Consider the following 25,344-nt stretch of genomic DNA (forward strand, 5'->3'; position numbering starts at 1 on the left):
GCTATTTTAACACTTTTCATCAAGTGCTTTGAATATGTCTAAAATGTATTCTGGAGGAGCTGTTGGTCGACCCGTTTTTAACGCTACAAATACTAAAATAAATGTCGCAGTTGTTAATAACTCATTAGCCTCATTGTAAATTGCGCAGTCAAATTCGATCTTTACAAAAGAGTGACTTTTGAAAGTCGTGTGAATTGTCAAAAGTTCGTCGTATCTCGCCGATTTTTTGTAATTGATGTTCATGTTGACAATTGGAAGACCAATACCACTTTCTTCCATGCTTTTATACGAAACCCCTTTATTTCTAAGCCATTCCACGCGTCCAATTTCAAAATAAGGAATATAATTGCCGTGATAAACGACTCCCATTTGGTCAGTTTCTGAGTAACGAACTCGTACTTGAGTCTGATGATTTTTCATTTATAAAATATTAAAAAAATTCGAATTTAAAAAGCCGCATTACAACTTTTTTTTATAAAATTAGATACCAAAATATTTTTTTTTACAGAAATTTGTTCACATATTTGTTATCCCGAAATACGGAATAAAATTGCTCCTCTTTTATTAGGAGAATCTTTATAACAATAATAAAAATTTATCTGAATCTATGACTAAAACTGCTCAATCGGTATGGGAAAACTGTTTGTCCTTTATAAAGGATAATATTCAAGACCAAGCATATAAAACTTGGTTTGAACCAATCAAATCAGTTGAGCTAACCGATAACGCATTATACATTCAGGTTCCAAGTAAATTTTTCTACGAATGGCTCGAAGAGCATTACGTAAAATTATTGAAAGTTGCGCTTACCAAAGAACTGGGAAAAAACGCAAAGTTACTCTATAAAATTAAAATGGAGAACACTTATGGCAATAAACAGCCGTTTACCGAGCAGCTGCCAAGTGCCAACAGAGTGCCAATGAAACCGCAAGAGGTTGATGCTCCGTTTAAAAACTTAAATCCTGAACTAAAAAATCCGTTTGTAATTCCTGGAATTAGAAATTTAAAAATTGAGTCTCAGTTAAATCCGAACTACAGTTTTGACAATTTCTTAGAAGGAGATTCCAACCGTTTGGCTCGTTCTGCAGGCATGGCTGTTGCCAACAAACCTGGAGGAACTTCATTTAATCCGTTATTGATTTTTGGAGGAGTTGGTTTAGGAAAAACACACTTAGCACATGCTATAGGTGTAGAGGTAAAAGATAAATATCCAGAAAAGACCGTTTTATATATTTCTGCTGAGATTTTTACGCAGCAATACATTGATTCTGTAAAAAAGAATAATCGTAATGATTTTATTCACTTTTACCAATTAATCGATGTCTTAATTATTGATGACGTTCAGTTCTTATCTGGAAAATCAGGAACACAAGATGTATTCTTCCATATTTTCAACTATTTACATCAAAACGGAAAACAAGTAATCTTAACTTCAGATAAAGCTCCTGTTGATATGCAGGATATCGAACAAAGATTATTGTCTCGTTTTAAATGGGGATTATCTGCAGAGTTGCATCAGCCTGATTACGAAACTCGTATCTCGATCTTAAAAAATATTTTATATCGTGATGGTGTTGAAATGCCTGAAGATATTTTAGAATATGTTGCTCGAAACATCAAATCAAATGTTAGAGAATTGGAAGGGGCAATTATTTCCTTAATCGCTCAATCTTCATTCAACAAAAAAGAAGTTACGATTGAACTGGCTAAAAGTGTTGTAGAGAAATTTGTTAAAAACGTAAAGAGAGAAATCTCAATCGATTATATTCAAAAAATCGTTTCAGATTATTTCCAATTAGATATTGAAACACTTCAGTCTAAAACTCGAAAGAGGCACGTTGTACAAGCAAGGCAACTAGCGATGTTCTTTGCTAAAAAATTCACAAAAGCTTCTTTGGCAAATATTGGTTCACAAATTGGAGACCGCGATCACGCAACTGTTCTTCATGCTTGCAAAACAGTCGATAATTTAGTTTCTACAGACAAACAATTTAAAAAGTTTGTTGAAGACATCAATAAAAAACTAACGCTTTAAGACGCACCATGCCTGTAAAGATCTTAATGGTTTGTTTAGGGAATATCTGTAGATCTCCTTTAGCAGAAGGAATTTTAGCTTCTAAATTACCTCAAGATAAATTTTTAGTGGATTCGGCTGGAACAGGTTCTTGGCATATTGGCCATTGTCCTGATAAACGTTCTATTGAAGTTGCCAAAAAAAACGGAATCAATATCGGCGAGCAAAAAGGGAGACAAATTCAAGTTTCTGATTTTGACAAATTCGATTATATCTATGTAATGGATAATTCTAATTTTCGCGATGTACTTAATTTAGCCAAAACTCCAGAACACAGAAACAAAGTTCGTTTGATTTTAAACGATTTATTTCCAAACGAAAATGTCGATGTCCCAGATCCATATTACGGCTCAGCAAATGGTTTTGACAATGTTTACCAAATGCTAGACGAAGTAACCGATCTTATTGCAGATCAATTACTTAAAAAACACTCCTAATTCGATTCAATTGTTTCTAAAAAAGAGATAATTGAATTTTTTAATTTTAAAGAAAAAACACATGAAACTTCTCGGAAAATTATATTTAATTCCAACTACAATGGGCGAAAGCGATCCGATGGATGTTTTACCTCAAACCGTTAGAAGAACGATAGAAGTTATTGACCATTATATTGTTGAAAACGACAAAACGGCGAGAAAATCAATAAAAGCAGTTTATCCTGAAAAGAAACAATCTGAACTGGTTCTTTTCACTTTAAACAAAAGAACAGAAACTAGCGAACACTTAGATTTCATTAAACCTTTATTAGAAGGAAAAAACATGGGATTAATGAGCGAAGCCGGCTGTCCAGGAGTTGCTGATCCAGGTGCTGCAATTGTAAAGTTGGCTCACGAAAAAGGAATTCAAGTTGTACCTTTAGTTGGTCCTTCTTCTATCCTACTGGCCATGATGGCTTCTGGAATGAACGGACAAAGTTTTACTTTCAACGGATATCTACCAATTGATAAAGACGAGAAAAAATCGGCAATTCGTCATTTTGAGAAATTATCTTATGATAAAAATCAATCGCAACTATTTATTGAAACTCCATACAGAAACAACAAACTGATTGAAGATCTTTTGCAGATTTTAAGTCCTGCAACTCATCTTTGTATTGCAGCAGATATAACGCTTCCAACAGAATTCATCAAAACATTGAAAGTTGCGGATTGGAAAAAATTAAAAGTTGACTTAGATAAGCGTCCTGCGATTTTTATTATTCATAAAATGTAATTAATATTTAAAATCCATTGCCTATGAAAAAGGTTTTAATTTTGATTTTAATTTGTTTTGCCCAAAATGGATTTTCACAAACTGAAGAACCTAAACGATATATTAGCGATGCTGAAAGAGCTGCTTTTGAAGAAAATCAAATTTACAATACAGCAGGAATCGAAGTCAAACCTGAATTCCCAGGTGGCCAAGAAGCATTAGAACGCTTTTTAAAAGACAATTATAAAAACCCACGAAAAGACTTAAAAGGAAAAGTATATACTATATTTATTATTGAGAGAGATGGATCTTTGAGCGATATAAAAATCTTGAGGGATCTTGGAGATGGAAACACGGGTACTGAAGCAATTAGGGTTCTAAAAAAATCTCCTAAATGGATTCCCGGAAAACAAAACAACAAAACAGTTCGAATTTTATATCCTGTTACTATAGTAGTTGATTAAATTTAATTACCCCTCTTTTCCAAAAATCAAACCTCACTATGAGCAAACTCCCAAACGTAACCACAAGCATATTCACGATAATGTCAAAAATGGCAGCCGAATATAATGCGATCAATCTTTCTCAAGGATTTCCAAATTTTCCGGTTGACGAAAGATTAACTGATATTGTTTCCCGATTAGCAAAAGAAAACGTTCACCAATATACTCCAATGGCAGGTTATCCGCCATTGATGAATAAAATTACTCAACTCACTAAAAACTCCTATAACAGAACCATCAATCCTGAATCAGAACTTTTGGTTACGGCTGGAGCAACTCAGGGAATTTTCACTACAATTTTAGCTTTAGTAAAAGAAAATGACGAAGTAATTATTCTCGATCCGAGTTATGATTCTTATGAGTCTCCAGTTTTACTTTGCAAAGCCAAACCCGTTCGAGTAGCGCTGAATGACGATTATACTCCAAATTGGGAAAGAATTGAAAAAGCGTGTTCTGCTAAAACCAGAATGATGATTATCAATAATCCGCATAATCCTACGGGGAAAATTTTAACCGAAAATGATTTTGTTCACTTAAAAAATCTTCTCGAAAAATATCCAGACATTATCATTTTGTCCGACGAAGTCTACGAATACATTACTTTCGAAGAAAAACATATTTCTGCACATACAAAAGATTTTCTTTTAGATCGCTGTGTCATGGTTTCTTCTTTTGGAAAATCTTTTCATATAACAGGCTGGAAAATTGGTTATACCATTGCACCAGAACATTTAATGAAAGAAATTAAAAAGGTTCACCAGTTTTTAGTTTTCAGCGTAAACAGTATTTCCCAATTTGCTATCAGCGAATATTTAGATGTTGTTGATGTTAATCTTCTTGGAAAATTCTATCAAGAAAAAAGAGATTATTTTCAGAAACTGCTTCAGAATAGCCGTTTTGAATTGAAAGCTTGCGAAGGAACTTATTTTCAAGTTGCTTCTTATGCCAACACTTCAGATGAAGACGATGTTACTTTCTGCAAAAATCTTATTACCAAACACGGAGTTGCTGCAATTCCTATTTCAACCTTCTATTCCGATCATAAAGATCAAAAATTAATTCGTTTTTGTTTCGCAAAGGATGACTTCACATTAGAGTCTGCAGCAAAAAAATTATCTGAAATATAATTTTTTTCAAAATTTTATAACATTATTATGCATGCATCCTATTTTATTTAACTAATATTGCAAAAAAAGAAAAAAGTATGAGCTACACAGATAAGATGTTACGTGATGATGCTTTACAAGGCAAAGTCATTGTCGTTACGGGCGGCGGAAGCGGTTTAGGCAAAGCTATGACCAAATATTTTCTCGAATTAGGAGCTCAAGTAGCCATAACTTCTAGAGACCTAGAAAAGTTAAAAACTACGGCTGCCGAACTGGAAAGTCAAACGGGAGGTAAATGTCTTCCTCTTCAATGTGATGTTCGTCATTACGAAGAAGTAGAAAATATGCTTCAAGAGACTTTAAAAGCTTTCGGAAAAGTAGATGTTCTTTTAAATAATGCAGCAGGAAATTTCATTTCTCCAACAGAAAGATTATCTGCAAATGCATTTGATACTGTGATAGATATCGTACTAAAAGGTTCTAAAAACTGTACGTTGGCTTTTGGAAAACACTGGATCGATACGAAACAAACTTCTGCTACGATTTTAAATATTGTTACAACTTACGCTTGGACAGGATCTGCTTATGTTGTTCCTAGTGCTACAGCAAAAGCGGGAGTTTTGGCCATGACAAGAAGTCTTGCAGTAGAATGGGCTAAATACGGAATCCGTTCTAACGCCATTGCTCCAGGACCATTTCCAACAAAAGGAGCTTGGGACAGATTATTACCAGGAGATCTTTCAGAAAAATTTGACATGGCGAAAAAAGTGCCATTAAAAAGAGTTGGAGATCACCAGGAATTGGCCAATTTAGCGGCTTATTTAGTTTCTGATTTTTCATCTTATATCAACGGAGATGTAATTACAATTGACGGAGGCGAATGGTTAAAAGGCGCTGGACAATTCAACTTGTTAGAAGCAATTCCAGAAGAACTTTGGGATCAACTTGAAATGATGATAAAAGCAAAAAAGAATAAATAATTACAAGTGCTTACTAAATTCAGAATATTTTTTTTAAACTATACTGATTGCACGAAATCCCGAAGGTTTACTTTCGGGATTTTTTTATATTCACCATATAAGTTCATTTAAGAGATTATAAGTTTAATGGAGATTTTTTATCAATAAATCTAAAAGCTTGTTTAAGTCCAGAAAAAAGAACTATTTATATTTAATTATATTGCTTAAATGGTTTAAAAGAAATAATTCGGTCTTTTATTAATATAACGGCAATAATTTCAGTTAAGTAACATTTTGTTTAAATATTTTCTAGCTTAATTTTACTTACATTACTTATATGGTTAAATTATATTAAATGTTTAGCTATTCAGTTAAATTATTATTTTTGCGAAACAAATTATAACATCAAATTTATGCTCATTATAGGAATTGCAGGAGGAACAGGAAGTGGAAAAACAACAGTAGTACACCAAATCATGAACGAATTGCCACATACAGAAGTTGGGGTAATTTCTCAAGATTCTTATTATAAACAAACTGATAATTTATCGTTTGACGAAAGAGCATTAATCAACTTTGATCATCCAAGAGCAATTGATTTCGAATTATTGGTTAAGCATTTAAAAGCGCTAAAAGCAGGCGAAACAATTGACCAACCTGTTTATTCTTTTATTCAGCATAACAGAACAGACGATACCATTTCGACACATCCTAGAAAAGTAATGATTGTAGAAGGAATTTTAATTCTAACAAATCCTGAATTGAGAGATATGTTTGATATTAAAGTTTTTGTTCACGCCGATTCTGATGAAAGATTAATTCGTCGTTTAAAAAGAGATATTTCAGAAAGAGGACGTGATATTGATGAAGTTTTAAACCGTTACCAAACTACTTTAAAACCTATGCATGAGCAATTTATAGAACCTTCTAAAGCTTTTGCAGACATTATTATCCCGAATGACAAATACAATACGGTAGCAATAGATGTAGTTCGCGCTGTAATTAATCAGAGAATTTCATAATTTTTATCGTAAATTTAAACCATAATAATTAGGAGCTGATTCCCGCTTTCGCCTTTATCTTTTTATGGTCTCGTTAAAGAAACGAGACCATAAAAAGGATACCGGCTCTATCGGGGCTAAAAAAAACTAATAACTCAAAAGAAATATTCGTTTAAAAATGAAATTTAAAATTCCATACAAAGACAGAAAATGGTTCAAATACCTAGGAAACAAATACGTTTGGGTTTTGCTGTTTTTTATTGTTTGGATGTTATTTCTAGACAATTACTCCTATTTTGATCATCGCTTTTTAGATGAGCAAATTCATGAACTTGAGGATAATAAAAAGTATTATCAGGACGAGATCAAAAAAGATCAAGAGCAGATCAAACAGCTCAAAAATCCTGAACAAATTGAGAAATACGCTCGCGAAAAGTATTTCATGAAAAAAGACAGCGAGGATATTTATATCATTCAATTTGAAGGAGACACGATTCAAGAAAAAGAATAATCAAACAAAATACAATGGCCACTAACCTATTCGACGATTTTAATCCGATTTCATCCAAACAATGGAAACAAAAAATTCAGTTTGAATTAGATGGAGCCGATTACAATCAGACTGTTATTTGGAATTCTCCAGAAGATATTCAGGTAAAACCTTTTTATCACAGCGACGAATTTACAAAAACAGCAAATGTAAATACGCAAGCCTCAGATTTTAAAATCTGCCAAAATATCTTTGTTTTCGACGTAGAAAAATCTATCGAACGTGCTTTAAACACTTTAGAAAGAGGTGCAGAAAGCCTTCGTTTTACAATTGAAAACGATAAAATTGATGTTCAAAAATTATTAGAAAATCTTCCTTTAGAAAACAAAATGGTTTACTTTAATTTCAATTTTATCTCAATCGATTTCGTTAAAAAATTAGATACTATTTCAATCCAGAAAAAAGCTAAATTCTATTGCAATTTTGATCCAATCGGACAACTCGCAAGAGAAGGAAATTGGTTTACAACTTCGGAGAAAAATAATTTTGACACTTTAGATCTACTCTTTAAAAATACGGCCAATTTAAATCTGCTTAGTGTAGATTTAGGGTTGTATCAAAATTCCGGAGCCAATATTACGCAGCAAATTGCTTATAGTTTAGCGCATGCAAACGAATATTTAAATCGTTTCTTCGATACTGCAAAATCTATTGTTTTTCAGGTTTCTGTTGGAACAAATTATTTCTTTGAAATTGCTAAACTTCGTGCGTTTCGAATGCTTTTCGATTTAATTGCTAAAGAATACAATTCAAAAATCGAATGTCATATATTGGCAACACCAACAAAACGTAATAAAACGATTTACGATTATAATGTCAATATGCTTCGCACCACAACCGAATGCATGTCGGCAATTTTGGGAGGAGCCGATGCAATTGCCAATTTACCTTATGATGCATTGTACCACAAAGACAATGAATTTGGAGACCGAATTTCCAGAAATCAGCTTTTGATTTTAAAACACGAAAGTTATTTTGACAAAGTAGACAATCCAGCCGATGGAAGTTATTATATCGAAAGTTTGACTATGCAATTGGCAGAAAAAAGTTTGGCATTATTTAAAGAAATTGAAGCCAATGGCGGTTTCATAAAACTTTTAAATGATGGAACCATCAAAAAGAAGATTCAAGAAAGTGCCAATAAAGAGCAGGAATTATTCGATTCTAAAAAAGAGATTCTTTTAGGAACTAACAAATATCCAAACAAAGAAGACCGAATGAAACATGATTTAGAATTGTTTCCTTTTGTAAAAATCAAACCAAGAAAAACATTAATTACGCCAATTATTGAAAAAAGATTGGCTGAGAAAATGGAGCAAGAAAGATTGGAGCTTGAATAATAATCTCAACCGTAATTAATTACAAATTCAAAAACAAGTGTCTCAATGATTAGAAAAGACCTTAAACATATAAAGCTAGAAGTTAAAAGTCAGGAACCAAAAGTTAATTCTAGTTCTGACAACTTTACGACTGCCGAAGGAATCGAAATCAAAAAAAACTATTCGGAGAAAGATATCGAAGATTTAGAATTTCTTGATTTCGGAGCTGGTTTCGCACCCAATTTGCGCGGACCATACGCTACCATGTATGTGAGACGTCCATGGACCATTCGCCAGTATGCGGGATTTTCTACAGCAGAAGAAAGCAATGCTTTTTATAGAAAAAATTTAGCAGCAGGACAAAAGGGACTTTCCATTGCTTTTGACTTGCCAACTCATCGCGGTTACGATTCAGATCACGAAAGAGTAGTTGGTGATGTTGGAAAAGCAGGTGTTGCAATTGATTCTGTTGAAGACATGAAAGTGCTTTTCGATCAGATTCCATTAGACGAAATGTCGGTTTCTATGACCATGAACGGAGCTGTTTTACCTATTATGGCTTTTTACATTGTTGCTGCAGAAGAACAAGGCGTTAGTCCCGAAAAATTGACAGGAACGATCCAAAACGATATTTTAAAGGAGTTTATGGTGAGAAATACCTACATCTACCCTCCGACTCCTTCAATGAAAATAATCGCAGATATTTTTGAATTTACGAGCAAGAAAATGCCAAAATTCAATTCTATTTCCATTTCTGGCTACCACATGCAAGAAGCTGGAGCAACCGCCGATATTGAATTGGCTTATACTTTGGCCGATGGTTTAGAGTACATCAGAACTGGATTATTAACTGGGATGACAATTGACGATTTTGCTCCAAGATTATCTTTCTTCTGGGCAATCGGAATGAATCATTTTATGGAAATTGCCAAAATGAGAGCTGGCCGCATGATCTGGGCTAAATTATTAAAACAGTTCAATCCAAAAAGCGATAAATCTTTAGCCTTAAGAACACACTGCCAAACTAGTGGATGGAGCTTAACAGAACAAGATCCGTTTAATAATGTGGCGAGAACTTGTATAGAAGCTTCTGCAGCGGTTTTTGGCGGAACACAATCTTTACATACCAATGCTTTAGATGAAGCTATTGCGCTTCCAACAGATTTTTCTGCGAGAATTGCTAGAAATACACAAATATTTCTTCAAGAAGAAACCAAAATTACTAAAACAGTAGATCCTTGGGCTGGAAGTTATTATCTTGAAAGTCTGACAAACGATATTGTTGAAAAAACATGGAAGCTAATTGAAGAAGTTGAAGAACTTGGCGGAATGACAAAAGCGATCGAAGCTGGAATTCCGAAACTTCGAATTGAAGAAGCAGCTGCGAGAAAACAAGCAAGAATTGACAGCGGACAAGATATTATTGTTGGCGTAAATAAATATCGTTTAGAAAAAGAAGATCCGTTAGATATTCTCGATGTAGACAATCAATTGGTTCGTAAACAGCAAATTGAGCGTCTGGAAGAAATAAAAAGAACCAGAGATTCTGAAAAAGTAAATCAATCACTAGAAAAATTAATCCTTTGTGCACAAACTGGACAAGGCAACTTACTGGAAATTGCCGTTGAAGCTGCGAGAAACAGAGCAACATTAGGCGAAATTAGTAATGCATTGGAAACTATTTTTGGCCGTTTTAAAGCACAAATCAAATCTTTTAGCGGAGTGTATAGTGCAGCAATAAAAAATGACGAAAATTTTGAGCGAGCAAAACAACTAGCAGATGTTTTTGCTAAACAAGAAGGTAGACGTCCTAGAATTATGATTGCCAAAATGGGACAAGACGGTCACGACCGAGGTGCAAAAGTAGTTGCAACAGGTTATGCCGATGTAGGTTTTGATGTTGATATAGGTCCGTTATTTCAAACTCCTTCAGAAGCAGCAAAACAGGCGGTAGAAAATGATGTTCATATTTTGGGCGTTTCATCTCTTGCTGCTGGTCATAAAACATTAGTTCCGCAAGTAATAGAAGAACTAAAAAAACATGGACGCGAAGATATAATGGTAATTGTAGGTGGTGTTATTCCGTCTCAGGACTATCAATTCTTGTTCGATGCCGGAGCATCAGCCGTTTTTGGACCTGGAACTAAAATAAGCGAAGCAGCTATAAAAATCTTAGAAGCCTTAATAGATTAAAGTTAGCAGTCGCAGTCACAGTTCTTAGCTATTAATACTTGGGAAAATGAATAAAGATTTCGAGACAAAAGAAATAAAATAGAAAAAGAGGTTGTTTCACAATTGTGAAACAACCTCTTTTAATTTAGTCGTTTACTGTTGCGTTACTATCTGCCTCTATAAAAGAAAGATCGTAACCTGCAAAATCTTTCATGTAGCTTTTCAAAGAAGTTCCAAAAGCATCTCTAAAATGTCTGCTTCCTTTGTTTTTGAAAAAATTCTTTACAGAACCTGCACCACCTAAATGCGCTGCCGCTAAAATTCCAGATTCGGTAATTTCAATACCACTGATAATTTTACCTTGATACTTTTCGATTTCGTAACGTAAAATCCATTTGTTTTTGGCTAACAAAGCTATAAAAGCTTTTTCTTGTAGAGCAGGATCTTTTAAAAAGGCTTTATTATCATTAATTCCGATTGCTCTTAAAGCTTTAGAACCAAATTGATATTTACCCATATAGCCAAGAGAATTTACTAGTCTGTATTGCCCTTGTGATTCTTTAAAAGCTACTGCCTCTTTAAATCCTATTAGATGATTTCCTGTGTATGGGACGTTGGTGTTCGGATAATCATCCTTTTCTTTTGATGGAAAAATATATTCTGATCCATCTGTTTTTTCAATTAAAAACCAAGGTTTGGTTTCTTTTTCTGAGGGAATAAATCCCAAACTTAAAAATGTAATAATAACGACTAAACTCGCATAAAAATACCATTTCTTTATCATAAATTGTTTTTCTTCAAGACGCTGTCACCCTCTTGAAATTTCTACGGTGCAAAGATAAGTTATTTCAAAAATATACTAAAAACCAATGCTTTAGCGTTTTTTACGTAAAAACGTAAATCGCGATCATCCCAGTTATGATAGTGGTTTCCGATAGATTTGAAGCTTATTTTTTTGGCCTCAAAAACTGAAAAATGAGGTCAAAAAAAATTGTATTTTATATAAATTTTAAGCTTTTTCAGCAAAAAAGAAAGAATTACCTTACGTAAAGGTTATGATTTTTTATGCAAATCTTGAAAAGCAATTTTCGAATTTTATAAAATTCCTCATTAATAAATGTTTATTTTTTTATTACGATAAACTATAAAATCGTCAAAATAGCAATTTGATAAATTTTAGTTCTAAAGGACATTTTCACCTCAAAAAGAAAACAAAAAAACCGAAGCAAAATTGACTTCGGTTTTATAATATTATTTAGACAAGCAAAATTATCTTGTTACGCCCTGACTAGCGATCCAGTCTGAATATTTTTTTGCGTTTACATTGTGTTCTGCCAATGTCGCCGCAAACTCGTGATATCCGAAACGGTCAACACTTGCACAGAAATAAATATAATCGTTCTTTTCTGGGTTTAAAACTGCTTCTAAAGCTGTAATATCTGGCATTGCGATCGGTCCTGGAGGAAGTCCTTTGTTTACGTAAGTATTGTATGGAGATCTCATAACTAAATCATTATAAAAAACTCTTTTAATAACTTGATCAAAGTCGTTGTCTCTCAATTTTAAAGCATAAATAACTGTTGGATCCGCTTGTAATGGCATTTCTAAACGCAAACGGTTTAAATAAACACCAGCAATACGAGGTCTTTCGTCTTTTTTAACGGACTCTTTGTGTACAATTGATGCTAAAATTGTGGCTTGAACCGGAGTTAATCCTTGCGCTTTTGCTTTAGCGATTCTATCATCCGTCCAGAAATTATTATATTCTTTAATCATTTTATCACGGAACTTCTCTGCCGATGTATTCCAATAAATTTCATATGTATTTGGAATAAACATTGCAAAGACGTTTTCTTCATTGAATCCGTTTGCGGCTAAAAATGTAGAATCTTTTATAGCTTTCATTAAGGATAAACTGTCAGCTTCGATTTCTTTTCCAATTCTTCCAGCAAAGTTTTCTAAACGTTCTTGGTTATTAAAAACTAACTTAACCGGAATATTAGAACGCATTGCACGAACTAGATCGATGTTGTTCATGTCTTTCTTTAAAAGAAAACGACCCGATTTTACATTTTGCGGATAATCTCTTTTTTCAGCAACCATTTCAAAGTTGTCAAAATTCTTAATATAAGGTGCTAATATTTTCTTTACATCGGCATAACTAGCGTCTGTAGGCACGTAAACATATATTTCTTTCTCTTCAAATTTAGTATTAGAACTAAAAATTTTACTTACTAAAATAAAACCATATATCAATAGAACTGAAATAATGGCTACGGCACTTATTGTGATTATTTTCTTTAGACTCAAAGCTTAAAATTTAAATTTGTTTATTAATTAACTGATAAATTGCTTCATCATGATAGTGGTTATGATACAAAATCCAGTCTTTTTTGATTCCGATTTTCTTAAAACCAAATTTAGTAAAAAGTGCAAGACTGGCTACATTTTGAACACCAATATTTGCATACAATTGATGGAGATTTAAATTGTAAAAAGAATACTTTATTAAAAGCTCTAAAGCCTCAGATCCAATGTTTTTCCCCTGATTTTCTTCTTTCTGAATCACAATACCTATACCTGCCCTATTATTTCTCGGATCAAAATCGAACAAATCAATCAATCCGATAGCAGGAAAATCTTCGTCTTGACAGATTGCTAAACGAAGCTGTTTTGCTTCATAAATATCTTGATGGGCATTTTCTAAATATTGTTTAATCAAAAAACGGCTATAAGGAGTTTGCGTATTGCTAACTTCCCAGATATTTTCATCATTTTCTATAGAGTAAATAAACTCTAAATCTTGAGGTTCAAGAGCACGTAGATAAATGGAATCGCCTTTTAATGTTATCATTTCGATATTTTTAGATTTTAGATTGCAGATTTTAGATTTTAAAATCTCAATTGGAATTTGGGATTTAAAAAATTGATATTTATAAATTAAATCTCAATTGTGCCTTTGAATACAAATTTTGCAGGTCCTGTTAAGAAAACATTTGTATAACCATCATTATCTTTATCAAAAGAAACGACAAGTTTTCCGCCTTCAACATTTAAGTTTATTGAAGTTTTATCTGTTTCTCCAATTGCATTCATAGCAATTGCAACTGCAGTTGCGCCAGTTCCACAGGCAAGAGTTTCATCTTCAACGCCTCTTTCGTATGTTCTTAAAGAAAAAGTATCGTTATCTACCTTTTTTACAAAATTGACATTACTGCCTTTTTCTCCGTACAATTCACCATAACGAATTGCGGCTCCGTTCTCCTTTACATTATAATGTTCCAAATCATCCACAATCTGAACATGATGAGGAGAACCTGTATTTAGGAACGTATAAGAATCTTTTTTCTGGATTTCATTAACATCTATCATTTGTAAGGAAACAATCGAATCATTATTTACTGAAGCATGATGCAAACCATCTGTCGCGATAAAAGTCGTTTTATCATCAATTACTCCCAATTGATTAGCGAAAGCAACAAGACAACGACCTCCATTTCCGCACATCGAACTTTGGTTTCCATCCGAGTTGTAATAGACCATTCTAAAATCGGTTTCGGTATCATTTTCTAAAAGGATTAATCCGTCAGCTCCAATTCCGAAACGTCTGTCACACAGACGCTCAATAAGTTTAACATCGTCTTTTGGAAAGAAATTAGAACGGTTATCAATCATTACAAAATCATTTCCTGTGCCTTGATATTTATAAAATTCTACTTGCATTTTTTAGTTGTTAGAAATACAAAAGTACGAACTATTAATTAATGAAATGTTAATCATTGTTAAAGAGCGTTAAACCGTTTTTCCAAATAATTTTTTGAAGTAATTTTACGTTAAATAAAACATGAAACTTAAATTCTAATAACTTAATTACAAATTCTAATATGAAAAGATTTTCAGCCTTATTTTTAGTATCATTATTAAGTGGCGCTATTACTCTTGGTGCTTACAAGTTATTATTTGAAAGCAACAATTCTTTTTTTGGAAAAGGAAATTCTGTTGTAACTCTTGCCCCTAACTCTTATGGAAAAAATGTTGGTTTAGGCGCTGAAATACTAGATTTTACCGAAGCCGCAGACAAAACTGTCCACACTGTTGTTCACGTAAAAAATGTTTCGAGAAGAACCGTAAGCAATCCGATGCTTGAGTTTTTCTACGGATACGGCGGACAGCAACAACAAGAACAAGTAGGAACTGGTTCTGGTGTAATTATTTCTGAAGACGGGTACATTGTGACTAATAATCACGTAATTAAAGACGCTACAGAAATTGAAATCACTTTAAACAATAAAAAATCATACAAAGCGAAGTTAATTGGTACTGATTCTAAAATGGATATTGCTCTTTTAAAAATCAATGCCGATGAGAAACTTCCATACACTGCTTTTGCCAATTCTGATAATGTGAAAGTTGGAGAATGGGTATTGGCAGTTGGAAACCCGTATAATTTAACTTCAACAGTAACTGCTGGAATTGTTTCGGCGAAAGCCAGAAATTTAGACCAAAGCGGCATTCAATCTTTCATACAAACTGACGCTGCTGTAAACCCAGGTAATAGTGGTGGAGCGTTAGTAAATGCTAGAGGAGAATTAATTGGAATCAATACCATGATTTCTTCTATGACAGGTTCTTATGTTGGATATTCTTTTGCGGTTCCTTCTAATATTGCTCGTAAAATTATTGAGGATATTATGGAATACGGAAATGTTCAAAGAGGTATTCTTGGTGTTGAAGGAGGTGAATTAAATGCAACGGCTTCTAAAGAATTGGGAGTAACAGAAACACAAGGATTCTATATTAATAGAGTTTCTAAAAACTCAGGTGCAGAAAAAGCTGGTTTAACAAAAGGTGACATTATCGTAAAATTGGATGACCAAAATATTGCAACTTATGCAGATTTATCAGGTTATATCAATACAAAACGTCCAAACGATGTTGTAAAAGTAACTTATATTAAAGAAGGAAAAACCAAAACAGTTCCTGTAACGTTAAGCAAAAATGAGTTTTACAGTGCCGAATTTAAAGGAATTGAATTAGAAAACATTGATGCTGCTGACAAGAAAAAATTCAGAATTGATTATGGTGTTAAAATTAAAAACATCAGCAATGAAAATTTAATGCAATATCAAAACGAACTACTAGGAAATATTATTCTAAGTATTGATAATGTAAAAGCAACCAACGTTGAAACTGTTTCTAAACTTTTGAGCAAAAAAGACGAAGGACAAAGCGTAAGAATTGAAATGATCAACAGAAACGGAGAGATTTTCAGAATTATAATTTAAGTCTCTGTTTTCGGTCACAGTTTTCGGCTACTAAAAACTGCAAACTGTGACTGCGACTGAAAACTTCAAAAAAGCCATCTTAAGAAAATTAAGGTGGCTTTTTTATTTTCAAAAATAAATGCTAAAATAGTTTACGAAATCGATTGAAATAGATACTTTTGCGCCAAATTTTAAAATAGTGAGCATTTTATTTTTTCAATTATGAGTAACAAATCATTGTACCAAAAAGAGGTATCCTTACAAGTCGACCGAAGAAAAGCAGGTGTCGAATTAATTAAAGTCATAAGCGATTTATGGTATGACAAATCAATCGAGATGGTTTTATTCAAAAATCAATTATTGGATAAAAACGTTAGCGATATTATCAATCTTCATCAATATGCTGGTGAATTTGTTGGAAAACCAATTACAATATTCGATTCTGTCGAGATTGCAAAAGTGGTTTTATCATTAGATCTTCCGCCAGCAAAGATAGATCTAGGAAAACTAACTTACGAGTATCGTTTAGAAGATGAAAAATATCCCGATGCAAGATATTTTGTTATTGATAAACTGAAAAAAGCAAAATCTTCAAAAGAAATCAAACCAAAAGATGTTGTTTTATATGGCTTTGGAAGAATTGGACGTTTATTGGCAAGAGAGCTAATGTCGAAAACAGGAAAAGGAAATCAGTTGCGATTAAGAGCAATTGTAACCCGCGATAAAAATGATGCATCAAGCTTAGAGAAACGAGCTTCTCTATTGCGATACGACTCCATTCACGGCGATTTTCAAGGATCTGTGATAGCCGATGCTAAAAATAATGCTTTAATTATAAACGGAACAACCGTTCATATCATTACTGCCAATTCGCCAGAAGAGATTGATTATACCGCATACGGAATTAATGACGCTTTAGTTATTGATAATACTGGCGCATTTACAACAGAAGAAGCATTAAAAAGACATTTAACCTCAAACGGAGCAAATAAAGTTTTGTTAACTGCTCCAGGAAAAGGTGTTCCAAATATTGTACATGGTGTGAATCATAACGATTTTAATCCTGATGAAGTAAATATTTTCTCTGCCGCTTCTTGCACAACAAATGCCATAACTCCAATTTTAAAAGTAGTTGAAGAAACTCTTGTGGTTGTAAAAGGACATTTAGAAACCATTCATGCCTATACCAACGACCAGAATCTGGTTGATAATATGCACAAAAAATACCGTCGCGGAAGAGCTGCAGCTTTAAACATGGTAATTACCGAAACTGGAGCAGGAAGCGCTGTAGCAAAAGCTTTACCGTCGTTAGAAGGCAAATTAACTTCGAATGCGATTCGCGTTCCTGTTCCTAATGGATCTCTTGTTGTTTTAAATTTAGAAGTTAAGAAACCTACCTCTATTACGGCAATCAATAAAATCATGAAGAAGTATGCCCTCGAAGGAGAACTGGTAGAGCAAATAAAATATTCTTTGAATAACGAATTGGTTTCGTCTGACATAGTAGGAACTTCTGCTCCATCTATTTATGACAGTAATGCAACAATTGTTTCAAAAGATGGAAAAAACATTGTACTGTATATTTGGTACGATAACGAATATGGTTACAGTCATCAAGTAATTCGCTTAGCAAAATATATTGCCAAAGTAAGACGTTATACTTATTATTAATTCAACCAAACTAACTTTTTTTCTTAAAACCATCAGGATTTTCTTGATGGTTTTTTGTTTTAGTTTAAATAGGAAGAACAGTAGTACTCTTTACTTCTGAAATTACAAAAACGGTATTTATTAGTGAAACCTCAGGTAGTATTGATAATTTTTTCTGGTGAAAATGATGGTAACTTTCCATGTCTGGAATTATGATTTTCAGCATATAATCGAAGTTTCCTGAAACATAATTGCATTCTACAACTTCAGGCAAATTCAAAATCGACTGATTAAATCCTTCCGAAGTATCATAAGTCTGTTTTGTCAGCGTAACTTGACAATAAACGGTCAAATTATTTCCAAGTTTTTTCTTATCTAAAAGCGTCACATATTTTTCTATAATTCCATCTTTTTCAAGACGTTTCACCCGATCATGAACAGGCGTTAAAGACAAATTTATTTTGTTTGCGATGTCTTTTAAAGTGTAGTGCGCATCTTCCTGTAATAGACGTAGGATTTTTTTGTCAATTTCATCTAAAGCCATAACGAAAACGTTTTATTAAAATTAGTCCGATTTAGTCATTTTTTCTTTTTAAAGAATAAAATATGCTTCTAAACAGAATATTTTTCTGTAAAAGTAAAAAATAAAATAATATTTTCTTATTTATTATGCGTTAAACCATAATTTATTCTCTATCTGTAGATTTGTAAAACAATTTCAGTAAAAACAAAAAAATATAACAAAATGATAATAGGTGTTCCTAAAGAAATAAAAAATAATGAAAACAGAGTTGCCTTAACTCCTGCAGGTGTTTCTGAAATGAAAAAACACGGACATACAGTTTATGTTCAATCTACTGCTGGATTAGGAAGCGGTTTTGCTGATGCAGAATATGCTGAAGCTGGTGCAGTTGTTTTACCAACTATCGAAGAAGTTTACGCTATCGCTGAAATGATCATCAAAGTAAAAGAGCCAATTGCTTCTGAATATCCATTGATCAAAAAAGATCAATTATTATTTACTTACTTCCACTTTGCTTCTTCTGAAGAATTGACGCATGCAATGTTAGAAAAAGGAGCTGTATGTTTAGCTTATGAAACTGTAGAAAAAACAGACAGAAGCTTACCATTATTAGTTCCAATGTCTGAAGTTGCTGGTCGTATGGCAATCCAACAAGGAGCAAAATACCTTGAAAAACCATTAAAAGGAAGAGGAATTCTTTTAGGAGGTGTTCCAGGTGTTCCACCAGCAAAAGTATTAGTTTTAGGTGGAGGAATCGTAGGAACTCAAGCTGCTAAAATGGCTGCTGGCTTAGGTGCTCAAGTTACCATTATGGACTTAAGCTTACCACGTTTACGTCAGTTAGATGACATCATGCCAGCAAACGTAAACACAGAAATGTCTAATCACTACAATATTACAAGAGCAATTAAAGATGCTGACTTAATTGTTGGAGCAGTTTTAATTCCAGGAGCAAAAGCACCTCACTTAATTACTCGTGATATGCTAAAATTAATGCGTCCAGGAACTGTTGTTGTTGACGTAGCGGTAGACCAAGGAGGATGTATTGAAACTTGTACTCCAACAACTCACGAAAACCCAACTTTCATTATCGACGATATCGTTCACTATTGTGTAGCTAATATGCCAGGAGCTGTACCTTACACTTCTACTTTAGCTTTAACAAACGCAACTTTGCCATATGCTGTACAATTAGCAAATAAAGGATGGGAAAAAGCTTGTGCTGAAAATGAAGAACTAAATAAAGGGTTAAACGTAGCAAATGGAAAAATCCTTTACAAAGGAGTTGCAGAAGCTTGGAATTTACCTTTTAACGAAGAAATAGTATTAGCAAACGCATAGGCTAATACTTAAACAAGTGCTTACTAAGTCACTATTACAAAAGGCTTTTCTTAATTGAAAAGCCTTTTTTTATGCCATAAAAAAACCTGTCATGAAGACAGGTTTTCAAAGTATTATATTTTTTCTATTTTTTACTATCTAGAACTTCAGTCATAACTTTCGCTTCTGTTCCATTTGGAAACGTAACTTTAATTTTCTGCGCTATTGTTGGAGCAATCTCTGTAATAGCTTTTTTATCGTAAGATTCTCCTTTTTTGATGTGCCAACCATAAAAAATAGCAGGAACATGTGTATCGTAGCTATAAATTGTTCCATGTGATGTTCCTGTTGGTGTATATTCTATCATTCCAGGTTTATCTACAATAACTAAATCACCATTTTGTGTAACGTCATATCCTTTTGCTACAAAATTAAGAGCATAATCATTTCCAGCATTAGCTAAAATTTCCTCTTCCGTATAAACTTTTTTAACTTGTGGCTGAGTAATTAAAAACTTTTTAAAAGCATCTTTAACTTTATCAAGATCCAATTTCTTATCCTTAATAATTTGCTTATTGAAGAACACATTAAAGTTTGAATAATTTTGAACTAAATCTACTCCAAAAGTCTTAGTCGAAAATTCCTGTAAGCTTTTCTTAACCTCTTTAGAAGGGTAATTATCTACATTATACTTACGGTCTTTAAGATAAATTACATTTTCTGCACCAGCGTGATCAGCGGTTAAGAAAAGTAAATAATTTCCTTTACCAACCGTTTTATCAAGATATGCTAAAAAATCAGCAATGGTTTGATCCAATCTCAAGTAAGTATCTTGAAGTTCCATAGACCTTGGCCCTAACAAGTGCCCAACGTAGTCTGTAGAAGAAAAACTTACAGTCAAAAAGTCTGTAATGTTGTCTTTACCCAATTCTTCTTTCTCAATAGCTCTTTTTGCAAATTCAGCTAACAAATCGTTTCCGAAAGGCGTCGCTCTAATAACACCAGCGTCATTTTTCTCATACATAGATTTTAAATCGTATGGGAAAACTGGTGCAGCACTTCCATATAATTTCCCTTCGTACGGATTATTATCTGGAAGACTTTCATTATAAACAGAAGCTGGTTTATATAAATCCCAACCTTTATTAATATATTTTAAGTAGTTTTTTTCATTATTGAATTCGGTAACCCATTCAGGTAATTTCTCTCCATAAAAAGTACTAGAAATAAAAGACCCCGTTTTACTGTACCAAAATGCCCAATTAGCAAAATGACCGGCTGGTAATATAGCACCACGATCCTTCAGACTCATTCCGATAACTTTTCCAGTAAAATTAGTAGCCATTCTAACTTCATCAGTAATAGTAGTACTTTGAAGGTTTTTTGGAGACATAGCACCTTCTTCTGCTGTACCGTCACCTACTGTTTTAACACCAGCATCGTCAGTACAGTACGTTTCTTTACCAAGCGTTCTGCTAAACCATTCGTTACCTACAATTCCGTGAGTCGCTGGTGTTGTACCTGTGTAGATTGAAGCATGTCCAGGAGCAGTATAAGTTGGCATATAATTGTAATGCATATTCTGGAAAGTAAATCCATCATTCATTAGTCTTTTAAAGCCATTTGGAGAAAAATCATCTGAAAAACGATATAAATATTCCATTTTCATTTGATCGACAACTATACCCACGACTAACTTTGGACGTTGTTGTGCACTTAAGCCTGTAACAGCAAGAAGCGCTAACAATAAAATATTTTTCTTCATGTTTAAAAAGTAATTTAAACACAAAAATACTCATTCAAATCCAAAAAGTCTAAAGTATCAATATTTAACAGCCAACAATTGTCTATAATTTAACACTTATAAGCTCAAGCTTTCTAATGCCAATGGCGTTTCCCTCTGGGCCGTGCTGTCCGCTGTATCTTTTGCGGATGGATGTTTAGGGGAAAAAGAAGCCCTTCGTGCCCCGCAAAAGGATGCCGCTCCCATCACTAACGCACCTATCTATTTATAAGCAGCCATGGGGAAGTTTTCCAAAACATATAAAAAACAGAAAACCCCATCCAATTTGGATAGGGTTTTCAAAAGAAAGGCGACGACATACTCTCCCACAAAACTGCAGTACCATCTGCGCAGGCGGGCTTAACTTCTCTGTTCGGGATGGGAAGAGGTGAGCCCCGCCGCAATAACCACCTTAAGGCTATTCGCTGCAAGCAGCTTTTAATCATTAATTATCAATTATAAATTGTTAATTATCAATTAAACAATATTTTAACATACTGAGATAAAGAAACAAATAAGCATTATTTTAGAAAGTTTCCTCCCCCCGATTGCCCGGGGGGAAAAGTTTGTGCATAAGCTTACGGATTATTAGTACTACTCGACTATGACATTACTGCCTTTACATCTGTAGCCTATCAACGTGGTCATCTTCCACGATCCTTAAAAGAAATCTCATCTTGTGGTGGGTTTCGCGCTTATATGCTTTCAGCGCTTATCCCTTCCAAACGTAGCTACTCTGCGGTGCCCCTGGCGGGACAACAGATACACTAGAGGTTTGTCCAATTCGGTCCTCTCGTACTAGAATCAGATCCACTCAAATTTCTAACGCCCGCAGTAGATAGAGACCGAACTGTCTCACGACGTTCTGAACCCAGCTCGCGTGCCACTTTAATGGGCGAACAGCCCAACCCTTGGGACCTTCTCCAGCCCCAGGATGTGACGAGCCGACATCGAGGTGCCAAACCCCCCCGTCGATATGAGCTCTTGGGGGAGATCAGCCTGTTATCCCCGGCGTACCTTTTATCCTTTGAGCGATGGCCCTTCCATGCGGAACCACCGGATCACTATGCTCTACTTTCGTACCTGATCGACCTGTATGTCTCTCAGTCAAGCTCCCTTATGCCATTGCACTCTACGCACGGTTACCAAGCGTACTGAGGGAACCTTTAGAAGCCTCCGTTACTCTTTTGGAGGCGACCACCCCAGTCAAACTACCCACCAAGCACTGTCCCCCACATTGCGGGGTTAGGCCTCAGATAAACAAAGGGTTGTATTTCAACAATGACTCCACAACGCCTGGCGACGCCGCTTCATAGTCTCCAACCTATCCTACACATCATTTATCCAAGGTCAATACTAAGCTATAGTAAAGGTGCACAGGGTCTTTTCGTCCCACTGCGGGTAAACGGCATCTTCACCGTTACTACAATTTCACCGAGCTCATGGCTGAGACAGTGTCCAGATCGTTACACCATTCGTGCAGGTCGGAACTTACCCGACAAGGAATTTCGCTACCTTAGGACCGTTATAGTTACGGCCGCCGTTTACTGGGGCTTCAATTCAATGCTTCTCCGAAGATAACATCTCCTCTTAACCTTCCAGCACCGGGCAGGTGTCAGGCCCTATACTTCATCTTACGATTTTGCAGAGCCCTGTGTTTTTGATAAACAGTCGCCTGGACCTCTTCACTGCGGCCAGCATTGCTGCTGGCGACCTTTCTCCCGAAGTTACAGGTCTATTTTGCCTAATTCCTTAGCCATGAATCTCTCGAGCACCTTAGGATTCTCTCCTCAACTACCTGTGTCGGTTTACGGTACTGGTTCTTACTGCCTGAAGTTTAGAGGTTTTTCTTGGAAGCCCTTAGGCGCACTATCTCTTTGTCCGAAGACTCCGAGTACTATCGCATTTCACCAAGATCTCCGGATTTGCCTAGAGACCCTATAGCTAGGTGCTTTAACGAACTATTCCGTCAGTTCGCGGCGCTTTCATCACTCCGTCACCCCATCACAGCAATAAGAAGTACGGGAATATTAACCCGTTGGCCATCGACTGTCCCTTTCGGGTTCGCCTTAGGTCCAGACTAACCCACAGCTGATTAGCATAGCTGTGGAAACCTTAGTTTTTCGGTGTGCGGGTTTCTCGCCCGCATTATCGTTACTTATGCCTACATTTTCTTTTCTGACCGGTCCAGCATACCTTACGATACACCTTCAGCCCTGTCAGAATGCTCCCCTACCACTTGCACATACATGCAAATCCATAGCTTCGGTAATATGCTTATGCCCGATTATTATCCATGCTCGTCCGCTCGACTAGTGAGCTGTTACGCACTCTTTAAATGAATGGCTGCTTCCAAGCCAACATCCTAGCTGTCTGGGCAGACAAACCTCGTTCTTTCAACTTAGCATATATTTGGGGACCTTAGCTGATGGTCTGGGTTCTTTCCCTCTCGGACTTGGACCTTAGCACCCAAGCCCTCACTGTTATCAATCATTATATAGCATTCGGAGTTTGTCAGGAATTGGTAGGCGGTGAAGCCCCCGCATCCAATCAGTAGCTCTACCTCTATATAACTAAAATAACGCTGCACCTAAATGCATTTCGGGGAGTACGAGCTATTTCCGAGTTTGATTGGCCTTTCACCCCTACCCACAGGTCATCCGAAGACTTTTCAACGTCAACCGGTTCGGTCCTCCACTGTGTGTTACCACAGCTTCAACCTGCCCATGGGTAGATCACACGGTTTCGCGTCTAACACTACTGACTAAAGCGCCCTATTCAGACTCGCTTTCGCTGCGGATCCATGGCTTAACCACTTATCCTTGCCAGCAGCGTTAACTCGTAGGCTCATTATGCAAAAGGCACGCCGTCACCCCACGAAAGGGCTCCGACCGCTTGTAAGCGCATGGTTTCAGGATCTATTTCACTCCGTTATTCACGGTTCTTTTCACCTTTCCCTCACGGTACTGGTTCACTATCGGTCTCTCAGGAGTATTTAGCCTTAGCGGATGGTCCCGCCAAATTCAGACAGGGTTTCACGTGCCCCGCCCTACTCAGGATACCGCTATCCATTACATTTGTTGCCCATACGGGGCTGTCACCCTCTGTGGCGCTCCTTTCCAGAAGCTTCCGGTTCCTCATGCATGAAATGTCGCGGTCCTACAACCCCAGCTATGCCGTAACATAACTGGTTTGGGCTAATCCGCGTTCGCTCGCCACTACTTACGGAATCACTTTTGTTTTCTTCTCCTCCGCCTACTTAGATGTTTCAGTTCAGCGGGTTTGCCCACCTATCGGTGTGCTATGTCTTCAACATAGCGGGTTGCCCCATTCGGATATCTGCGGATCAATCTGTGTGTGCCAGTCCCCGCAGCTTTTCGCAGCTTATCACGTCCTTCATCGCCTCTGAGAGCCTAGGCATTCCCCATGCGCCCTTATTTTGCTTATTGCACCAATCTTGTTAATTAAAACAAGACCGTTTTGTTTTGTCTTTTGCAATAAATTGCAAAAAACGCTTTCTACTTTCTTATTATTTTCTTATCTCAATATGTCAATGAACTTTTTCCCGATTTATCGGGACAGTGGAGAATAACGGAGTCGAACCGTTGACCTCCTGCGTGCAAGGCAGGCGCTCTAGCCAGCTGAGCTAATCCCCCAATCTAATTATGAATTGTGAATTATGAATTATGAATGATTATTCATAAGAACTCAACTCTAGAATTTCCTTTTTTTAAGTTAAATAGTAGTCCCGGGCAGACTCGAACTGCCGACCCCTACATTATCAGTGTAGTACTCTAACCAGCTGAGCTACGAGACTCTGTTTTACTTAATTTTATCATTTTTTTTAAATTAACAGCAAGAGCAATACAATCTCAGATTCCAAAACCATAGTCCGGCATCTTATTTCCCCAGCGTGCATTGCTGCTAAC

Annotated in this window: 20 protein-coding genes, 2 tRNA genes and 2 rRNA genes; 13 read left to right on the top strand and 11 right to left on the bottom strand. The window is 35.4% G+C overall.

Going from position 1 to position 25,344, the window contains the following annotated elements:
• Positions 1–6: 6 nt before the first annotated feature.
• Positions 7–420 carry an acyl-CoA thioesterase gene (locus QLQ95_RS03390; protein ID WP_095931846.1) on the bottom strand — a complete coding sequence of 138 codons (414 nt, stop codon included), beginning with the start codon at positions 418–420 and terminating at the stop codon, positions 7–9.
• Positions 421–607: 187 nt separating this feature from the next.
• On the opposite strand from QLQ95_RS03390, the gene dnaA reads away from it, so the two are divergent.
• The 10 genes from dnaA (at position 608) to scpA (ending at position 10,896) form a co-directional block, all read left to right on the top strand.
• Entirely contained in the window at positions 608–2,035 is a 1,428-nt protein-coding gene (gene dnaA / locus QLQ95_RS03395) for a chromosomal replication initiator protein DnaA (RefSeq protein ID WP_095931847.1), read from the top strand.
• 8 nt (positions 2,036–2,043) lie between these two features.
• Entirely contained in the window at positions 2,044–2,511 is a 468-nt protein-coding gene (locus QLQ95_RS03400) for a low molecular weight protein-tyrosine-phosphatase (RefSeq protein ID WP_482502639.1), read from the top strand.
• Between the two features lie 61 nt (positions 2,512–2,572).
• A complete protein-coding gene (locus tag QLQ95_RS03405; RefSeq protein ID WP_095931849.1) occupies positions 2,573–3,286 on the top strand; it encodes an SAM-dependent methyltransferase in 714 nt (237 codons plus the stop codon).
• Positions 3,287–3,309: 23 nt separating this feature from the next.
• On the top strand, positions 3,310–3,729 hold the full coding sequence (locus QLQ95_RS03410; RefSeq protein WP_482502641.1) for an energy transducer TonB: 420 nt from the start codon (positions 3,310–3,312) through the stop codon (positions 3,727–3,729).
• A gap of 38 nt (positions 3,730–3,767) precedes the next feature.
• Complete coding sequence (locus QLQ95_RS03415; RefSeq protein WP_482502643.1) at positions 3,768–4,895, top strand: methionine aminotransferase; 1,128 nt, start codon at positions 3,768–3,770, stop codon at positions 4,893–4,895.
• A 77-nt stretch (positions 4,896–4,972) separates the two neighbouring features.
• Complete coding sequence (locus QLQ95_RS03420) at positions 4,973–5,854, top strand: SDR family oxidoreductase (RefSeq protein WP_172426967.1); 882 nt, start codon at positions 4,973–4,975, stop codon at positions 5,852–5,854.
• A 392-nt stretch (positions 5,855–6,246) separates the two neighbouring features.
• Positions 6,247–6,855, top strand: a complete 609-nt coding sequence (gene udk / locus QLQ95_RS03425; RefSeq protein ID WP_095931868.1) for a uridine kinase — start codon at positions 6,247–6,249, stop codon at positions 6,853–6,855.
• A gap of 157 nt (positions 6,856–7,012) precedes the next feature.
• A complete protein-coding gene (locus tag QLQ95_RS03430; RefSeq protein ID WP_095931869.1) occupies positions 7,013–7,345 on the top strand; it encodes an FtsB family cell division protein in 333 nt (110 codons plus the stop codon).
• A gap of 14 nt (positions 7,346–7,359) precedes the next feature.
• A complete protein-coding gene (locus tag QLQ95_RS03435) occupies positions 7,360–8,724 on the top strand; it encodes a methylmalonyl-CoA mutase subunit beta (protein WP_482502646.1) in 1,365 nt (454 codons plus the stop codon).
• A gap of 45 nt (positions 8,725–8,769) precedes the next feature.
• Entirely contained in the window at positions 8,770–10,896 is a 2,127-nt protein-coding gene (gene scpA / locus QLQ95_RS03440) for a methylmalonyl-CoA mutase (protein ID WP_482502647.1), read from the top strand.
• A gap of 124 nt (positions 10,897–11,020) precedes the next feature.
• On the opposite strand, the gene QLQ95_RS03445 is transcribed toward scpA, so the two are convergent.
• From QLQ95_RS03445 to dapF, 4 genes are all read right to left on the bottom strand, one after another.
• The gene (locus tag QLQ95_RS03445; RefSeq protein ID WP_320492394.1) at positions 11,021–11,659 is read right to left on the bottom strand and encodes a peptidoglycan-binding protein LysM; all 639 of its coding nucleotides are present in this window, start codon (positions 11,657–11,659) and stop codon (positions 11,021–11,023) included.
• 485 nt (positions 11,660–12,144) lie between these two features.
• Entirely contained in the window at positions 12,145–13,185 is a 1,041-nt protein-coding gene (gene mltG / locus QLQ95_RS03450; protein ID WP_482502649.1) for an endolytic transglycosylase MltG, read from the bottom strand.
• A gap of 10 nt (positions 13,186–13,195) precedes the next feature.
• The gene (locus QLQ95_RS03455) at positions 13,196–13,729 is read right to left on the bottom strand and encodes a GNAT family N-acetyltransferase (protein ID WP_095931873.1); all 534 of its coding nucleotides are present in this window, start codon (positions 13,727–13,729) and stop codon (positions 13,196–13,198) included.
• An 86-nt stretch (positions 13,730–13,815) separates the two neighbouring features.
• Positions 13,816–14,598, bottom strand: a complete 783-nt coding sequence (gene dapF / locus QLQ95_RS03460; RefSeq protein ID WP_095931874.1) for a diaminopimelate epimerase — start codon at positions 14,596–14,598, stop codon at positions 13,816–13,818.
• 161 nt (positions 14,599–14,759) lie between these two features.
• On the opposite strand from dapF, the gene QLQ95_RS03465 reads away from it, so the two are divergent.
• On the top strand, positions 14,760–16,160 hold the full coding sequence (locus tag QLQ95_RS03465) for a trypsin-like peptidase domain-containing protein (RefSeq protein WP_095931875.1): 1,401 nt from the start codon (positions 14,760–14,762) through the stop codon (positions 16,158–16,160).
• A gap of 201 nt (positions 16,161–16,361) precedes the next feature.
• On the top strand, positions 16,362–17,810 hold the full coding sequence (locus QLQ95_RS03470; protein ID WP_095931876.1) for a glyceraldehyde-3-phosphate dehydrogenase: 1,449 nt from the start codon (positions 16,362–16,364) through the stop codon (positions 17,808–17,810).
• A gap of 64 nt (positions 17,811–17,874) precedes the next feature.
• On the opposite strand, the gene QLQ95_RS03475 is transcribed toward QLQ95_RS03470, so the two are convergent.
• Entirely contained in the window at positions 17,875–18,333 is a 459-nt protein-coding gene (locus tag QLQ95_RS03475) for an Lrp/AsnC family transcriptional regulator (RefSeq protein WP_073416996.1), read from the bottom strand.
• Between the two features lie 201 nt (positions 18,334–18,534).
• Here QLQ95_RS03475 and ald point away from each other — a divergent pair, with 201 nt between their 5' ends.
• Entirely contained in the window at positions 18,535–19,653 is a 1,119-nt protein-coding gene (gene ald, locus QLQ95_RS03480) for an alanine dehydrogenase (protein ID WP_095931877.1), read from the top strand.
• A 124-nt stretch (positions 19,654–19,777) separates the two neighbouring features.
• On the opposite strand, the gene pafA is transcribed toward ald, so the two are convergent.
• The 5 genes from pafA to QLQ95_RS03505 form a co-directional block, all read right to left on the bottom strand.
• Entirely contained in the window at positions 19,778–21,397 is a 1,620-nt protein-coding gene (pafA, locus tag QLQ95_RS03485) for an alkaline phosphatase PafA (RefSeq protein WP_482502652.1), read from the bottom strand.
• 323 nt (positions 21,398–21,720) lie between these two features.
• A 5S ribosomal RNA gene (gene rrf / locus QLQ95_RS03490) occupies positions 21,721–21,830 on the bottom strand.
• 153 nt (positions 21,831–21,983) lie between these two features.
• A 23S ribosomal RNA gene (locus tag QLQ95_RS03495) occupies positions 21,984–24,865 on the bottom strand.
• A gap of 132 nt (positions 24,866–24,997) precedes the next feature.
• A tRNA-Ala gene (locus QLQ95_RS03500) sits at positions 24,998–25,071 on the bottom strand.
• A gap of 87 nt (positions 25,072–25,158) precedes the next feature.
• A tRNA-Ile gene (locus tag QLQ95_RS03505) sits at positions 25,159–25,232 on the bottom strand.
• Positions 25,233–25,344 lie beyond the last annotated feature (112 nt).

The organism is Flavobacterium sp. B330r (genome assembly GCF_056824325.1).

Bases quoted from the DNA above. Each gene is read 5' to 3' on its own strand.
- QLQ95_RS03475 (WP_073416996.1), bottom strand. From the start codon at position 18,333: ATGGCTTTAGATGAAATTGACAAAAAAATCCTACGTCTATTACAGGAA.
- QLQ95_RS03445 (WP_320492394.1), bottom strand. From the start codon at position 11,659: ATGATAAAGAAATGGTATTTTTATGCGAGTTTAGTCGTTATTATTACA.
- QLQ95_RS03410 (WP_482502641.1), top strand. From the start codon at position 3,310: ATGAAAAAGGTTTTAATTTTGATTTTAATTTGTTTTGCCCAAAATGGA.
- pafA (WP_482502652.1), bottom strand. From the start codon at position 21,397: ATGAAGAAAAATATTTTATTGTTAGCGCTTCTTGCTGTTACAGGCTTA.
- QLQ95_RS03415 (WP_482502643.1), top strand. From the start codon at position 3,768: ATGAGCAAACTCCCAAACGTAACCACAAGCATATTCACGATAATGTCA.
- dnaA (WP_095931847.1), top strand. From the start codon at position 608: ATGACTAAAACTGCTCAATCGGTATGGGAAAACTGTTTGTCCTTTATA.
- QLQ95_RS03390 (WP_095931846.1), bottom strand. From the start codon at position 420: ATGAAAAATCATCAGACTCAAGTACGAGTTCGTTACTCAGAAACTGAC.
- QLQ95_RS03455 (WP_095931873.1), bottom strand. From the start codon at position 13,729: ATGATAACATTAAAAGGCGATTCCATTTATCTACGTGCTCTTGAACCT.
- QLQ95_RS03465 (WP_095931875.1), top strand. From the start codon at position 14,760: ATGAAAAGATTTTCAGCCTTATTTTTAGTATCATTATTAAGTGGCGCT.
- udk (WP_095931868.1), top strand. From the start codon at position 6,247: ATGCTCATTATAGGAATTGCAGGAGGAACAGGAAGTGGAAAAACAACA.
- QLQ95_RS03435 (WP_482502646.1), top strand. From the start codon at position 7,360: ATGGCCACTAACCTATTCGACGATTTTAATCCGATTTCATCCAAACAA.
- QLQ95_RS03420 (WP_172426967.1), top strand. From the start codon at position 4,973: ATGAGCTACACAGATAAGATGTTACGTGATGATGCTTTACAAGGCAAA.
- QLQ95_RS03430 (WP_095931869.1), top strand. From the start codon at position 7,013: ATGAAATTTAAAATTCCATACAAAGACAGAAAATGGTTCAAATACCTA.
- QLQ95_RS03405 (WP_095931849.1), top strand. From the start codon at position 2,573: ATGAAACTTCTCGGAAAATTATATTTAATTCCAACTACAATGGGCGAA.
- QLQ95_RS03470 (WP_095931876.1), top strand. From the start codon at position 16,362: ATGAGTAACAAATCATTGTACCAAAAAGAGGTATCCTTACAAGTCGAC.
- ald (WP_095931877.1), top strand. From the start codon at position 18,535: ATGATAATAGGTGTTCCTAAAGAAATAAAAAATAATGAAAACAGAGTT.
- dapF (WP_095931874.1), bottom strand. From the start codon at position 14,598: ATGCAAGTAGAATTTTATAAATATCAAGGCACAGGAAATGATTTTGTA.
- QLQ95_RS03400 (WP_482502639.1), top strand. From the start codon at position 2,044: ATGCCTGTAAAGATCTTAATGGTTTGTTTAGGGAATATCTGTAGATCT.
- scpA (WP_482502647.1), top strand. From the start codon at position 8,770: ATGATTAGAAAAGACCTTAAACATATAAAGCTAGAAGTTAAAAGTCAG.